Origin of the sequence: Pseudarthrobacter sp. YAF2, assembly GCF_052113345.1 — a bacterium.
GTDB lineage: Bacteria > Actinomycetota > Actinomycetes > Actinomycetales > Micrococcaceae > Arthrobacter.
Map to the genome: position 1 here is coordinate 158535 of NZ_JBFRDA010000014.1, position 13002 is coordinate 171536.

Genomic DNA, 13002 nt, shown 5'->3' on the forward strand with positions numbered 1-13002 from the left:
CCTAGTTCCTGGCGGACATCAGTTCCGCGGGCGAGCCGAAGCCCTTACCGCGGAAGCCGGTGGAGTAGGCGCCGAACCAGTGCGCCAAGCCCTTGAAGTCGCCGGACTTCAGGAAGTAGTACGGGAAACCGACGATGTCGGCGCTGAACCAGCGCAGGTTGCGGTATTTCCGCGTCAGGTAGCCGCGGTTGCGGAAGTAGCAGTAGCGCTTGAACTCACCCTCCGGAATAACGGGGGTGATGAAGCCGCCGAACACCGGCTTCATCTCGGTCCACGTGGCGGGGTGCTGCACGGCGACGGTGGCCAGCGTGCCGTATTTCAGGCCTGCCTTCTTCACCCGGGAGAGGAAATCCACCTCATCCCCGCGGATAAAGAACTTCACGTCGGGTATGCCGATCTTGTAGAACACCTCGGTCCGGATCAGCGCACCGTTGAAGAAGTGCACCATGTCCGGGAGGTAGCCCATGGGCTCCAGCCGGGACCTGTCGTTGGTCAGCAGGCCGTTGATGCGGAAATTGAAGGAGAGCCGGTTGGGATCCGCGGTGGCGGCAACCAGGGGGCTGATGATGTCCAGCTGGTGCTCATCGGCCGTGCGGAGCAGTTCGGCCAGGCAGCTGGCGTCCTCCGGATGGCCGTCGTCGTCCATCATCCAGATCCACTCCGCACCGCTGGCCATGGCGGCCAGGATGGCGTAGGCGAATCCCCCGGCACCGCCGAGGTTTGCCTCGGAGCGCAGGTAGTTGATGTTGTCCGCTCCCCCGGCGTTGACGACGTCGGTGGCGGGGACGGTGCCGGAGTCCACCAGGGCGATGGAATGGATGGGAGCGGTTTGGGCGGCCAGGCCTTTCAGGAGCAGGGCCAGCTCCTCGTGGCGGTCGAAGGTGACGGCTGCTACGGCGACTTTGGGCTGCATGTCAGTTTTCCGGAACGGTGTCGGGGTTGCCCGCAACGCCGGCGTCCGGTTCACTGGCTGTTTCGGTTTCCGGTTCTTCCGCTGCCATGGGGATTTCGCCGAGCCCCAGGACGCCGGGGACGTGCTCGCGCAGGCGGTCCAGGCTGACGGCCCCGTTACGGACTACCCGGAGGATGGGGCCGGTGGCGTCCACGATGGTTGACGATACGCCGGCTTCACCGTCCAGCGGACGCGGGCCGCCTTCCAGGTACACCTCGACGGAGTCTGCCAACTGTTCGCGCGCCGCTGCGGCGGTCTGCGCCGGTGCCTGGCCGGTTCGGTTGGCAGAGGAGACGGCGAGCGGGCCGGTCAGCGTCAGCAGTTCCAGGGCCACCTCGTCGGCGGGCATCCGCAGCGCCACGGTGCCCTTGGTTTCGCCGAGGTCCCAGTCGAGCGAGGGCTGGGCGTGCAGGATCAGGGTGAGTCCGCCGGGCCAGAAAGCCTCGGCGAGTTTGCGCGCGTCAGCTGATACTTCGGTGGCCAGGCCGTCCAGTGCGTTGATGCGTGGAATCAGGACGGGAGGCGGCATGGTCCGGCTGCGGCCTTTTGACACCAGCAGCATGGTGACGGCCTGCGGCGAGAATGCGTCTGCGCCGATCCCGTACACCGTGTCCGTGGGAAGAACCACGCACTTCTTTTCGCTGATGGCACGCTGGGCGTGTTCCAGGCCCTGTGCCCGCTCGTCGTCGATGGTGCAGTTGTAGGTTGTGGTCACTGGCCCATTCTTTCATTCCGTGTGGTCTGGTCCGCGAGCACGGCGCTGGTGGCGCGCTCCTTGCCGTTGAGGTCCAGGTGCGTTCTGATGCTTGTCCAGGCGCCGGTGCGGTCGAGCATGGCGGCAATCCAGGCGGCCTGGACTTCGGCGTGTTCCATGACGAAGTAGCCCCCGGGACGCAGGAGCCGGGCAGCCGAGGCCGCTGCCGCCGTCGGAAGTTCCATGCCGTCCGCTCCCCCGCCGTACAACGCCTCCGGCGGGTCATGCAGGGCGACTTCGGGTTCATTGGGGATGGCGGCAGCCGGGATGTAGGGCGGGTTGGAGATGACGACGTCGACTGTTCCGTTGAGTTCCGGCAGCGCGTTGCGCAGGTCCCCCAGGACGAGGTTGACGTCGAGGGGCGCCAGGTTTTTCGCCGCCCAGGCGTGCGCGAACGGGCTGAACTCAACAGCGTGCACCTCGGCCGCGGGCACTTCGTGCGCGATTGAGCCGGCGATCGCGCCCGAGCCCGTGCCCAGGTCCACGATCCGGGGTGCCTGCATGCCCTTGACGTGGTCAATGACCAGCTGGACCACGGATTCGGTTTCCGGACGCGGGATGAACACGCCGGGACCGACCGCCAGTTCAAGGTAGCGGAAGTGCGCCACCCCGGTGATGTGCTGCAGCGGTGTGCGGCGGACCCGTTCGGCCACCAGCTCGGCGTAGCCCTCGGGTGCAGGCGTGTCGCCGAGCATGAGGGCGCGCAGGCGTCCCAGCCCGACGTTGAGGAGGTGGTCCGCCAGCAGCTCTGCGTCGGCCCGGGGACTGGGGACGCCGGCCTCGGCCAGGCGTTCGGCTGCCTCGCGGACCGCCGCGGCCAGGGACTGGGCAGGCACCGCCTGGGTGGGCTCAATCATGGGTTGGGGCTTCCGGTCAGTCGCCGATGGCGTCCAGCCGCGCCTGTTCGTCCATCTCGATAGCGGACTGGATGACGGGTTCGAGATCGCCGTTCATCACCTGGTCCAGGTTGTAGGCCTTGTAGCCGGTGCGGTGGTCCGCGATCCGGTTTTCGGGGTAGTTGTAGGTGCGGATGCGCTCGGAGCGGTCCATGGTGCGGATCTGCGACTTGCGCTGGGCCGAGTTCTCGGCATCGATCTGCTCCTGCTGGTGGGCCAGGATGCGGGCGCGGAGAACGCGCATGCCGGCTTCGCGGTTCTGCAGCTGGGATTTCTCGTTCTGCATGGCCACTACGATGCCCGTGGGAAGGTGCGTGATGCGGACCGCCGAGTCCGTGGTGTTGACGGACTGGCCGCCGGGACCGGAGGAACGGTAGACGTCGATTTTGAGGTCGTTCTGGTTGATTTCGAGCTCTTCGGGCTCATCGACCTCGGGCAGTACCAGCACACCGGCAGCAGAGGTGTGGATCCGGCCCTGCGATTCGGTCACGGGCACGCGCTGCACGCGGTGCACGCCGCCTTCGAACTTGAGCCGGGCGTACACACCCTCTGCGGGGTCGTTGGAGTTGCCCTTGACGGCCACCTGGACGTCCTTGTACCCGCCAAGGTCGGATTCGGTGGCGGAAATGATTTCGGTTTTCCAGCCGCGGGACTCCGCGTACCGGGTATACATGCGCAGCAGGTCGCCGGCGAACAGGGCAGCCTCGTCGCCGCCTTCACCACCTTTGACTTCAAGGATCACGTTGCGGGCGTCGTCGGGATCGCGCGGAATGAGCAGGCGCCGCAGCTTGGCGGCAGCAGTTTCCAGCGAGGCTTCCAGTTCAGGCACCTCGGCAGCGAACTCGGGATCCTCGGCAGCCATTTCCTTGGCCGCGGCAAGATCGTCCCGGATCCCCTCCCACCGGTGGTATGCCTCGACAATGCCATTAAGCTGAGCCGACCGCCGCCCCAGCTTCCGGGCAAGCCGCTGGTCAGCATAAACAGCAGGATCCCCCAGCTGCGCCTGGATAGCGTCATGCTCATCAAGCAGGCCCTGTACGGACTCAAACATTTTTCAAAACCTCTTTCGACTTGTACAAGTCTAGTAACCCGGGTGCGAAGGTAGACAAACCGGAAGGTGACCGTGCTGGGAGGCGTTCGGTTTTGCCGCCCCGGGAGTGGCATCGGGCCTGCCGGAGCTGGGAGGCTGACGATCGAAGATCGAAAGCCTCCCAGCGTAGGGGCGGGGGCGGCAAAACCGAACGACGAAGGCGGGGCCGGACAACCCGCGCGGCGAACCACGCGAGGCATCCACACCCCGCCCGTAACTCAGCTATTTGTCGTTATCCGACTTCGCACCAAGCGTCGTCTTCTGGACCTGCATGAGGAACTCAACGTTGCTCTGGGTTTCCCGGATCTTGTTGGTGAGCAGTTCAAGGCTCTGCTGGGTCTCGAGTCCGGAGAGGACGCGGCGCAGCTTCCACATGATCTTGACTTCCTCAGGCGAGAGCAGGTTCTCCTCGCGCCGGGTGCCGGAGGCGTTCACATCCACGGCGGGGAAGATGCGCTTGTCAGCCAGCTGGCGGGACAGGCGCAGTTCCATGTTGCCGGTGCCCTTGAACTCTTCGAAGATGACCTCGTCCATCTTGGAGCCGGTCTCGACGAGCGCGGTGGCCAGGATGGTGAGCGAGCCGCCGTTTTCGATGTTGCGGGCTGCACCGAAGAAGCGCTTGGGCGGGTAGAGGGCGGCGGAGTCGACACCACCGGACAGGATGCGGCCGGAGGCCGGTGCTGCCAGGTTGTAGGCGCGGCCCAGGCGGGTCATGGAGTCCAGGAGGACCACCACGTCCATGCCCATTTCCACGAGGCGCTTGGCGCGTTCGATGGAGAGTTCGGCCACGGTGGTGTGGTCGTCTGCGGGACGGTCGAAGGTGGAGGCAATGACCTCGCCCTTGACGGTGCGCTGCATGTCCGTTACTTCTTCAGGACGTTCGTCAACGAGCACCATCATGAGGTGGACCTCAGGGTTGTTGGTGGTGATGGCGTTGGCGATGGACTGCAGGATGAGCGTCTTGCCGGCCTTGGGCGGGGAGACGATCAGGCCGCGCTGGCCCTTGCCGATCGGGGCCACGAGGTCGATGACGCGGGGACCGATCTTCTTGGGGTCGGTCTCGAGGCGCAGGCGCTCCGACGGGTAGAGCGGCACGAGCTTGGCAAACTCGACGCGGTCCTTGAGTTCTTCGGCGGTCTTGCCGTTGACGGAGGTGACGCGGACCAGGGCGTTGAACTTCTGGCGGGTGGACTGCTGGTTGCGGTCTTCGCCGTCGCGCGGGGCGCGGATTGCGCCGACGACGGCGTCACCCTTGCGCAGGTTGTACTTCTTGACCTGGGCGAGCGAGACGTAGACGTCGTTGGGGCCGGGCAGGTAGCCGGAGGTGCGGATGAACGCGTAGTTCTCCAGTACGTCCAGGATGCCGGCGACCGGGAGCAGCACGTCGTCTTCGGTGACCTCGACGTCGTCGACGTCCGGGCCCTGGTTGCGGCCGCGGCGGCGGTCGTTGCGGTCGCGGAAACGGTCGTTGCGGGAATTGTCGCGCTCCTGGCCGCCGGAGCGGTCGTTGCGGTCATTCCGGTCGCGGCGGTTCCGGCGGTTCCGGCGGCTGCCGCCGTCGGCGTCGTCGTTTTCGCGGTTGTCCCGGCCGCCGTCGCGCTGGCCGTCACGCTGCCCGGCGTCGCGGCTGCCGGCGTTGTCCCGGCCGCCGTCGGAATCGCGGGCAGTGTTCTCACGGCCGCCGCGGGTGCGGCCGCCGTCACGGCGCTCGGTGCGCTGGCCGGCGTCGCCGGCTTCGGTTGCCGGAGCTTCGGTGCGCTGCTCGCCTGCACGCTGTTCCGTGGCCGGCTGCTCCGCCGGGGTTTCCACCGGGGCTTCCTGCACGGACGCCGCAGCGGCCTCACTGCGGCGTCGGTTGCGGGTGCGCGGCTGGCGGCGCTCAGCGGCGCCGTCCGCGGCTTCGGTGGTTTCGGTGGTTTCGGCGGGAACGGCCGACGGCGCCTCGGCGGCAGGCGCAGCAGCGGTTTCGGCAACGGGAGCCGCGGCAACCACGCCGTCACTGACAGCGCGGCGGCTGCGGCCACGGCCACGGGCCCGGGTGCCTTCTGCGGCGGGGGCTTCTGCGGCGGGAGCTTCCGGAGCGGACGCCGGGGCAGCTGCGGTGGCCGGGGCCACGGTGCTCTCGGGGGCCTTTACGGCTGCCTTGGCCGGAGCCTTGGCGGTGAGGGTTCCGGCACGGTGGGCGGAAATGGCCGAGACCAGGTCCCCCTTCCGCATGCGGGAGCCGCCGGAGATACCGAGCTGGCTGGCGAGGGCCTGCAGCTGGGCGAGCTTCAGGCCGGCAAGGCCACTGCTCTTGGCGGGTGCTGCCGATGATTCGGCAGCAGAAGTTGTGTGTTCCACAGCTGGTGACAGCTCAGTGGTTTCGGTCACGAAGGATCCTTCCCCCTCGACGGCGTCCAGACGAGGAGCTGGACGCGATGATTTGATCTGGGCTGCAGTTCAGATCTGCAGCCGGGATTTTTCGGCCTTGCCGGTTGGATTTCGGCCAGCAGGGCCGGATACTGATTCACCTTGCGCTGCACTCTGTGGAGCAACGCCGGGCTGACGGTTCAGGGGCAGTTGGATGCTGCAATTTCCTGCGACAGACCAAGCAGGCGGCACCGGAATACATTCACAGTCGGAAGATCAAAACAGCAACTGAATGCACGAGCAGATCAGATAGGCGGAATTACCGCCGGTGCAAGTCCACCTTAGCACCTTCAACGTCCACTGCGAGCTTCAGCACGCGCCAGCCAACCTCCGGCGTGTTGCTTGCCGTGAAGGACTCGATGAAGGCAAGGGCACCGGCGGCCTGGGCCTCGCCGTTCGCCAGCACCAGGACGGTGGGGCCGGCACCGGAGACCACTGCGGCGTAGCCCGCTTTGCGCAGCGCGCCAATCAGCGCAGCACTGGGCCGCATGGCCTCTGCGCGGTAGCTCTGGTGCAGGTAGTCCTCGGTGCCCGGCAACAGGAATTCAGGTTTTTGGGTGAGCGCATGGATCAACAGCGCTGCCCGGCCGGAATTCATCGCGGCAGCGTGGTGTCCCACCGACGCCGGGAGCAGGGCCCGGGCCGCTTCCGTGGCCAGTTCGAAGTCCGGCACCGCCACGATGGGAATAACATCGCCGGCCACTGTGGCACTGGTGCTGCTGTACTGCTCACTGTCCTGCCATGACAGCGCCAGTCCGCCGAATATGGCGGGTGCGACGTTGTCCGGGTGGCCTTCCAGTTCGCTGGTGAGCTGGAGGATCCAGTCCTTTCCGCGCCGGCTGCCGGCAGGAACCATGGCGTTGGCGGCAGAGACGGCGGCCACCACGGCAGACGCGGAGGAACCGAGCCCGCGCCCGTGCGGGTTCACGTTCTCGGCAGTCACCTTCAGGCCGCCGTGGCGGTACCCCAGCCGCTCGAACGCTGCGTCCATGGCGCGGATGACCAGGTGGCTGGCATCCCGGGGCAGCGTTTCGGCACCCTCGCCGCGGAGCTCGAACAGGAGTTCGTCCGTGTCCAGGCTTTCCACGGTGAGGGTGTCGTGCAGGGCCAGGGCAAGCCCCAGGCTGTCGTAGCCGGGGCCAAGGTTGGCCGACGTCGCGGGGACGCGGACGGTGACGCGCTGGCCCGGCTCGATGAGGTGCAGCCCGACGGCGGCCTGCGAGGTGGTGTCCAAGGCTACTTTTCTTCCAGTCCCAGCTCAGCGGCTACGGTGACGACGTCGTTGGGCACCTTGACCGGCTGCACGTCGCTGCCGTTCTCGGTGCGCAGGGCCCACTGCGGGTCCTTGAGCCCGTGCCCGGTGACGGTGATGACGATGGTTTTTCCACTGGGGACTTCACCTGCGGCGTGCTTCTTGAGCAGGCCTGCCACGCCGGCTGCGGAGCCGGGCTCCACGAAGACGCCTTCCTTTGCCGACAGCCAGCGGTGCGCGTGCAGGATTTCCTCGTCCGTGACGGCGTCGATGAGTCCGCCGGACTCGTCACGTGCTCCCACTGCCCCGTCCCAGGACGCGGGGTTTCCAATGCGGATGGCCGTGGCGATGGTGTCCGGCTCCGTGATGGGGTGGCCGGCCACGAACGGGGCGGCACCGGCTGCCTGGAAACCCCACATGACGGGCGTCTTGGTGGAGACGGCGGGAAGGGTGCCGGCCGTGTCGGACTCGAAGGGAGCCGAGTACTCCTTGTAGCCCTTCCAGTAGGCCGTGATGTTGCCGGCGTTGCCGACCGGCAGCACGTGGATGTCCGGGGCGTCGCCCAGGGCATCGACCACTTCGAACGCTCCGGTCTTCTGGCCCTGGATGCGGGCCGGGTTGACGGAGTTGACCAGGAAGACGGGGTAGGACTCCCCCAGCTTGCGGGCGATGTCCAGGCAGTTGTCGAAGTTGCCGTCTACCTGCAGCAAGGTGGCCCCGTGCGCGATGGCCTGGCTGAGCTTGCCCATCGAAATCTTGCCTTCGGGCACCAGGACGGCGCACTTCAGGCCGGCGGCGGTGGCGTAGGCGGCAGCGGAGGCGGAGGTGTTGCCGGTGGAGGCGCACACCACGGCCTTGGCACCGGAGGCCACCGCAGCCGTCATGGCCATGGTCATGCCGCGATCCTTGAAGGATCCGGTGGGGTTCATCCCCTCCACCTTCAGGTAGACCTGGGAACCGGTGAGTTCGGAGAGCTTCTGCGCGTGCACCAGCGGGGTGCCGCCCTCGCCCAGGGTGATGACCCTGGTGGACTCCGTCACGGGCAGACGGTCAGCGTATTCGCGGATAACGCCGCGCCATTGGTGAGCCACTTAGACTCCTTCTACCCGCAGAACGGATGTAACTGAATTGATGACGTCCAGGCCCTTCACGGCCTCGACGGTGGCTGCGAGGGCAGCCTCTGACGCGCGGTGGGTGACAATCCGCAGCTCGGCCGACTCCACGTTGGATTCGGCATCGCGGTGGATGGTTTGCCGCATGATTTCGATGGACACACCCTGCTCGGCAAAGAGCTGGGCGATCCGTGCCAGGACGCCAGGCTGGTCAGCGACGTCCAGGCCGATGTAGTAGCTGGTGGTTGCCGCCTCGATGGGCAGCGCCGGGACATGGCCGGTAGTGGTCTCGGTGCGCTGCGGTCCGCCCAGGACCAGGCGGCGTGCCGCGGAAACGAGGTCACCCATCACGGCGGACGCGGTGGGCGTGCCGCCGGCGCCCTGGCCGTAGAACATCAGCTCACCGGCGTTTTCAGCCTCGATGAAGACGGCGTTGAAAGCGCCGCGGACGGCGGCCAGCGGGTGTTCCCGCGGCAGGAGGGTGGGGTGGACGCGGACGGACACGCCTTCCTTGCCGTCGGCACCGGACAGTTTCTCCGCGATGGCCAGCAGCTTGATGACAAAGCCGGCGTCCTTTGCCGCGGCGATGTCCGAGGCAGTGACGGACGAAATGCCCTCGCAGTGGACGTTCTCCAGCGCGAACCGGGTGTGGAATGACAATGACGCCAGGATGGCGGCCTTCGCCGCGGCGTCGTGCCCTTCGACGTCGGCCGTGGGGTCCGCTTCGGCGTAGCCGAGCCGCTGGGCTTCGGCGAGGGCGTCCGCGAACTGGGCGCCGGTGCTGTCCATCTGGTCAAGGATGAAGTTCGTGGTGCCGTTGACGATGCCCAGCACCCGGGTGATCCGGTCGCCGGAGAGGCTGTCGCGGATGGGGCGGAGGATGGGGATGGCTCCGGCGACGGCGGCCTCGTAGGAGAGCTGCACGCCGGCTTTGTCCGCCTCTTCGTAGAGAGTGGGGCCGTCCTGCGCCAGCAGTGCCTTGTTGCCGGTCACCACGCAGGCGCCGTTGCGGAGTGCGGAGAGGATCAGCGTGCGCGCCGGTTCGATGCCGCCCATCAGTTCAATGACCAGGTCCGCGTCCTTGACCAGGGTCTCGGCGTCGGTGGTGAAGAGTTCCTGCGGCAGTTCAACGTCACGGTGGGCACTGACGTTGCGCACGGCGATGCCGCTGAGCTGAAGTCGTGCCCCGGCACGGGCGGCAAGGGCATCGGCGTCCTCAAGCAGGATCCGCGCAACCTGGGCCCCTACGTTGCCACAGCCCAGCAGGGCCACTTTCAGGGTTCGCATTTCCGTCATTCAGGCTCCCATGTCGCGGTTCAAAAGATCTTCTTCGGTTTCCCCGCGGACAATCAGCCGGGCAGATCCGTCGCGCACCGCGACAACGCCCGGCCGGGCCAGATAGTTGTAGTTGCTCGAGAGGGCCCAGCAATAGGCGCCGGTCCCCGGTACGGCAAGCAGATCACCGGCTGCCACGTCCCCGGGCAGATATACATCTCTAACAACTATGTCGCCGCTCTCGCAATGTTTGCCCACCACGCGGGACAGCTGCGGGGCCGCGCCGGAGGTGCGGGAGGCCAGGACAGCCGAATAATCCGCGTCGTACAGCACCGGGCGGGCGTTATCGCTCATGCCACCGTCCACCGAAACATACCGGCGCGGATACGTAACGTTGTCGCCGGCGTCACCGCCGGACCCGGCAGGCGCGTCCACGCGAACGGTCTTGAGCGTGCCCACCTCGTACAGGGTGAAGGTGGTGCTGCCCACGATGGCGCGGCCGGGTTCGATCGAGATGCGCGGCGCGTCGATGCCCAGCTCGGCGCAGGTGGAACGCACGACGGCGGCCATCGCCGTCGCGATCTCCGCTGCGGGGCGGGGGGTGTCCACCGGCGTGTAGGCGATCCCGTAGCCGCCGCCGAGGTCAAGCTCCGGCATGGTGATGGAGTATTTTTCCTGCATGGCTGCCAGGAAACGCAGCAGTTTCTCGGCGGCCAGCGCGAAGCCGTCGGGCTCGAAGATCTGCGACCCGATGTGGCAGTGCAGGCCCAGCAACTCGATGCCGGGGTGGGCTGCCGCCGCGGCCACTGCTTCTTCGGCTGCGGAGACGCCTGCTTCCGCAGTGGTGTCCGCAGCCATGGAGAGGCCGAATTTCTGGTCCTCGTGCGCGGTGGCGATGAACTCGTGCGTGTGGGCGTGTACGCCGGGGGTGAGCCGGAGCATGACTTTGGCCTGTTCACCGCGGGCTTGCGCGAGGGCCCCGACGCGGACCAGCTCATCCAGGCTGTCCACCACGATGCGGCCGAGGCCCATGTCCAGCGCCCGGTGGATCTCGGCATCGGATTTGTTGTTGCCGTGCAGCGCCACCCGTTCGCCGGGAATTCCGGCGCGTGCTGCCACCGCCAGTTCACCGCCCGATGCCGTATCGAGGCGAAGCCCTTCCTCCTCCACCCACTTCACCACTGCGGTGCACAGGAAGGACTTCCCGGCGTAGTAGACGTCCACGCCGCCGCAGATATCGGCAAAGGCGGCGTCGAAGGAATCCTTGAAGGCCCGGGCGCGGGAGCGGAAGTCGGCCTCGTCCATGACGAACAGCGGCGTACCGAACTGTTCCTTCAGGGCGTGGACGTCCACTCCCCCGACGGTGAGGGCGCCGGCGCCGTTCCGGACCACGCTGCCGGCCCACATGGGCTGGTGGAGCGCGTTCAGGTCGTCAGGGACCTGCAGCCATTCGGGGGCCAGCGGGGATGCGCTGATTGAGGATACTGACACGGTGCTCACATCCGTTCCGGCGCCGAAACGCCCAGCAGGTCAAGGCCGTTGGCGAGCACCTGGCTGGTGGCGTCGTTGAGCCACAGCCGGGTGCGGTTGAGGTCGGTCACCGGTTCCTCGCCCATGGGCGCAATCCGGCACGCGTCATACCACCGGTGGTAGGCCCCTGCGATGGCTTCGAGGTGCCGTGCCACGCGGTGCGGTTCACGCAGTTCCGCCGCCTTGGCCACGATGGAGGGGTAGCTGCCCAGGTAGGAGAGCAGTTCGTTCTCCGTGGCGTGGTCCAGCAGCGAGGCCTCGAAGCTGTCCCGGCCGTCCACCTCGCGTTCGACGCCGGCGGCCACGGCGTTGCGCGCGGCACCACGGGAACGGGCATGGGCGTACTGGACGTAGAACACCGGGTTTTCGTTGCTGTGCTTCTTCAGCAGCTCCGGGTCCAGGGTCAGCGGTGAATCGGCCGGGAACCGGGCCAGCGAGTAGCGGACCGCGTCCTTGCCCAGCCATTCGATCAGGTCCTTGAGCTCGATGATGTTGCCCGCGCGCTTGGAGAGCTTGGCTCCATTGACGGAGACCAGCTGGCCGATCAAGACCTCGATGTTCACCTCGGGATCGTCGCCGGCGGCCGCGGCGATCGCCTTGAGCCGGTTGATGTAGCCGTGGTGGTCGGCACCGAGCAGGTAGATCTTCTCGGTGAAGCCGCGGTCCTTCTTGGACAGGTAGTAGGCGGCGTCGGCGGCGAAGTAGGTGGGCTCGCCGTTGGCGCGGACCATGACCCGGTCCTTGTCATCACCAAAGTCCGTGGTACGCAGCCAGACCGCACCGCCGTCGTCGAACACGTGGCCTTGTTCGCGCAGCCGCGCAACGGCACTCTCGATCGCGCCGGCGTCGTGCAGCTCCTGCTCGGAAAAGAAGACGTCGAACTCGACGCCGAAGTCCGCCAGCGTGGCCTGGATGTCCTTCATCTGGGCTTCGTAGGCCGCGGCGCGGATGACGGGCAGCGCGGCCACCTCGGTGAGCTCGCGGATGTCCGGATGCGCCGAGAGGACCTCGTGGCCGAGATCGGCGATGTACTCCCCGGGGTAGCCGCCGTCGGGCACCGGAAGGCCGTGCAGGCGCGAGTAGACCGACGTGGCGAAGGTGTTCATCTGGGAACCGGCATCGTTGATGTAGTACTCGGCCGTAACATCGGCGCCGGAAGCCCGGAGCACGCGTGCAATGGCATCCCCCAGCGCTGCCCAGCGGGTGTGGCCGATGTGCAGCGGCCCGGTGGGGTTGGCGGACACGAACTCCATGTTGACGGTGTGACCGGCGAGCGCGGTGTTGGTGCCATAGCTCCTGCCGGCCTCAACGATGGCCTTGGCCAGGGCCCCGGCGGCCGCGGCGTCGACGGTGATGTTCAGGAAGCCCGGGCCCGCGATGTCCACCGCGGAAACACCGTTGATGGACTTCAGCCGGGTGCTGAGGATGGCGGCGAGTTCGCGCGGATTGGTCCCGGCCTGCTTGGCGAGCTGGAGGGCGATGTTGGCGGCCCAGTCGCCGTGGTCCCGGTTCTTGGGTCGCTCCACGCGCACCTCAGCAGGAATTGCTGATTCCGCAAGGGCGATTTCGCCGGCGGCAACGGCGTCCTTGAGGCAGGCGGATATGGCGAGGGAAAGTTCTTCGGGAGTCACCCCTCTAGCCTACCGGGGGCCAGTGACAGCAAAGAATCTGACGCCGCCTTTGGCACCGGGTGAACCTTTCGGGCTGATCCGGCGTTGTCCAGAGCGTA

10 protein-coding genes are annotated in these 13002 nt (G+C 67.0%); all 10 read right to left on the minus strand.

What is annotated here, in order from left to right; genetic code table 11:
* Position 1: 1 nt before the first annotated feature.
* The 10 genes from AB4Y79_RS15540 to argS all read right to left on the minus strand — a co-directional run bounded on the left by AB4Y79_RS15540 (position 2) and on the right by argS (position 12904).
* Positions 2-913: a glycosyltransferase gene (locus AB4Y79_RS15540; RefSeq protein ID WP_441863526.1), complete on the minus strand. Its 912-nt coding sequence runs from the start codon at positions 911-913 to the stop codon at positions 2-4.
* 1 nt (position 914) lies between these two features.
* Positions 915-1667, minus strand: a complete 753-nt coding sequence (locus tag AB4Y79_RS15545) for an L-threonylcarbamoyladenylate synthase (protein ID WP_441863528.1) — start codon at positions 1665-1667, stop codon at positions 915-917.
* Complete coding sequence (gene prmC / locus AB4Y79_RS15550) at positions 1664-2563, minus strand: peptide chain release factor N(5)-glutamine methyltransferase (RefSeq protein ID WP_441863531.1); 900 nt, start codon at positions 2561-2563, stop codon at positions 1664-1666. Before prmC ends, AB4Y79_RS15545 begins: the two co-directional genes overlap by 4 nt.
* A 16-nt stretch (positions 2564-2579) precedes the next feature.
* Positions 2580-3653 carry a peptide chain release factor 1 gene (gene prfA / locus AB4Y79_RS15555; RefSeq protein ID WP_285242417.1) on the minus strand — a complete coding sequence of 358 codons (1074 nt, stop codon included), beginning with the start codon at positions 3651-3653 and terminating at the stop codon, positions 2580-2582.
* Positions 3654-3914: 261 nt separating this feature from the next.
* The gene (gene rho / locus AB4Y79_RS15560; protein ID WP_441863535.1) at positions 3915-6065 is read right to left on the minus strand and encodes a transcription termination factor Rho; all 2151 of its coding nucleotides are present in this window, start codon (positions 6063-6065) and stop codon (positions 3915-3917) included.
* A 298-nt stretch (positions 6066-6363) separates the two neighbouring features.
* A complete protein-coding gene (gene thrB, locus AB4Y79_RS15565) occupies positions 6364-7338 on the minus strand; it encodes a homoserine kinase (RefSeq protein ID WP_441863538.1) in 975 nt (324 codons plus the stop codon).
* Between the two features lie 2 nt (positions 7339-7340).
* Positions 7341-8447 (minus strand): threonine synthase, encoded by a 1107-nt coding sequence (thrC, locus tag AB4Y79_RS15570; RefSeq protein WP_441863541.1) that lies wholly within the window; start codon positions 8445-8447, stop codon positions 7341-7343.
* On the minus strand, positions 8448-9764 hold the full coding sequence (locus tag AB4Y79_RS15575) for a homoserine dehydrogenase (protein WP_441863544.1): 1317 nt from the start codon (positions 9762-9764) through the stop codon (positions 8448-8450).
* On the minus strand, positions 9765-11243 hold the full coding sequence (gene lysA / locus AB4Y79_RS15580; RefSeq protein WP_441863547.1) for a diaminopimelate decarboxylase: 1479 nt from the start codon (positions 11241-11243) through the stop codon (positions 9765-9767).
* The gene (gene argS / locus AB4Y79_RS15585; protein ID WP_441863550.1) at positions 11240-12904 is read right to left on the minus strand and encodes an arginine--tRNA ligase; all 1665 of its coding nucleotides are present in this window, start codon (positions 12902-12904) and stop codon (positions 11240-11242) included. The genes lysA and argS overlap by 4 nt, the downstream gene beginning before the upstream one ends.
* Between the last annotated feature and the right edge of the window lie 98 nt (positions 12905-13002).

Excerpts from the sequence above, each read along its gene's own strand:
- AB4Y79_RS15540 (WP_441863526.1), bottom strand. The coding sequence starts at position 913 with ATGCAGCCCAAAGTCGCCGTAGCAGCCGTCACCTTCGACCGCCACGAG.
- prmC (WP_441863531.1), bottom strand. The coding sequence starts at position 2,563 with ATGATTGAGCCCACCCAGGCGGTGCCTGCCCAGTCCCTGGCCGCGGCG.
- AB4Y79_RS15575 (WP_441863544.1), bottom strand. The coding sequence starts at position 9,764 with ATGACGGAAATGCGAACCCTGAAAGTGGCCCTGCTGGGCTGTGGCAAC.
- prfA (WP_285242417.1), bottom strand. The coding sequence starts at position 3,653 with ATGTTTGAGTCCGTACAGGGCCTGCTTGATGAGCATGACGCTATCCAG.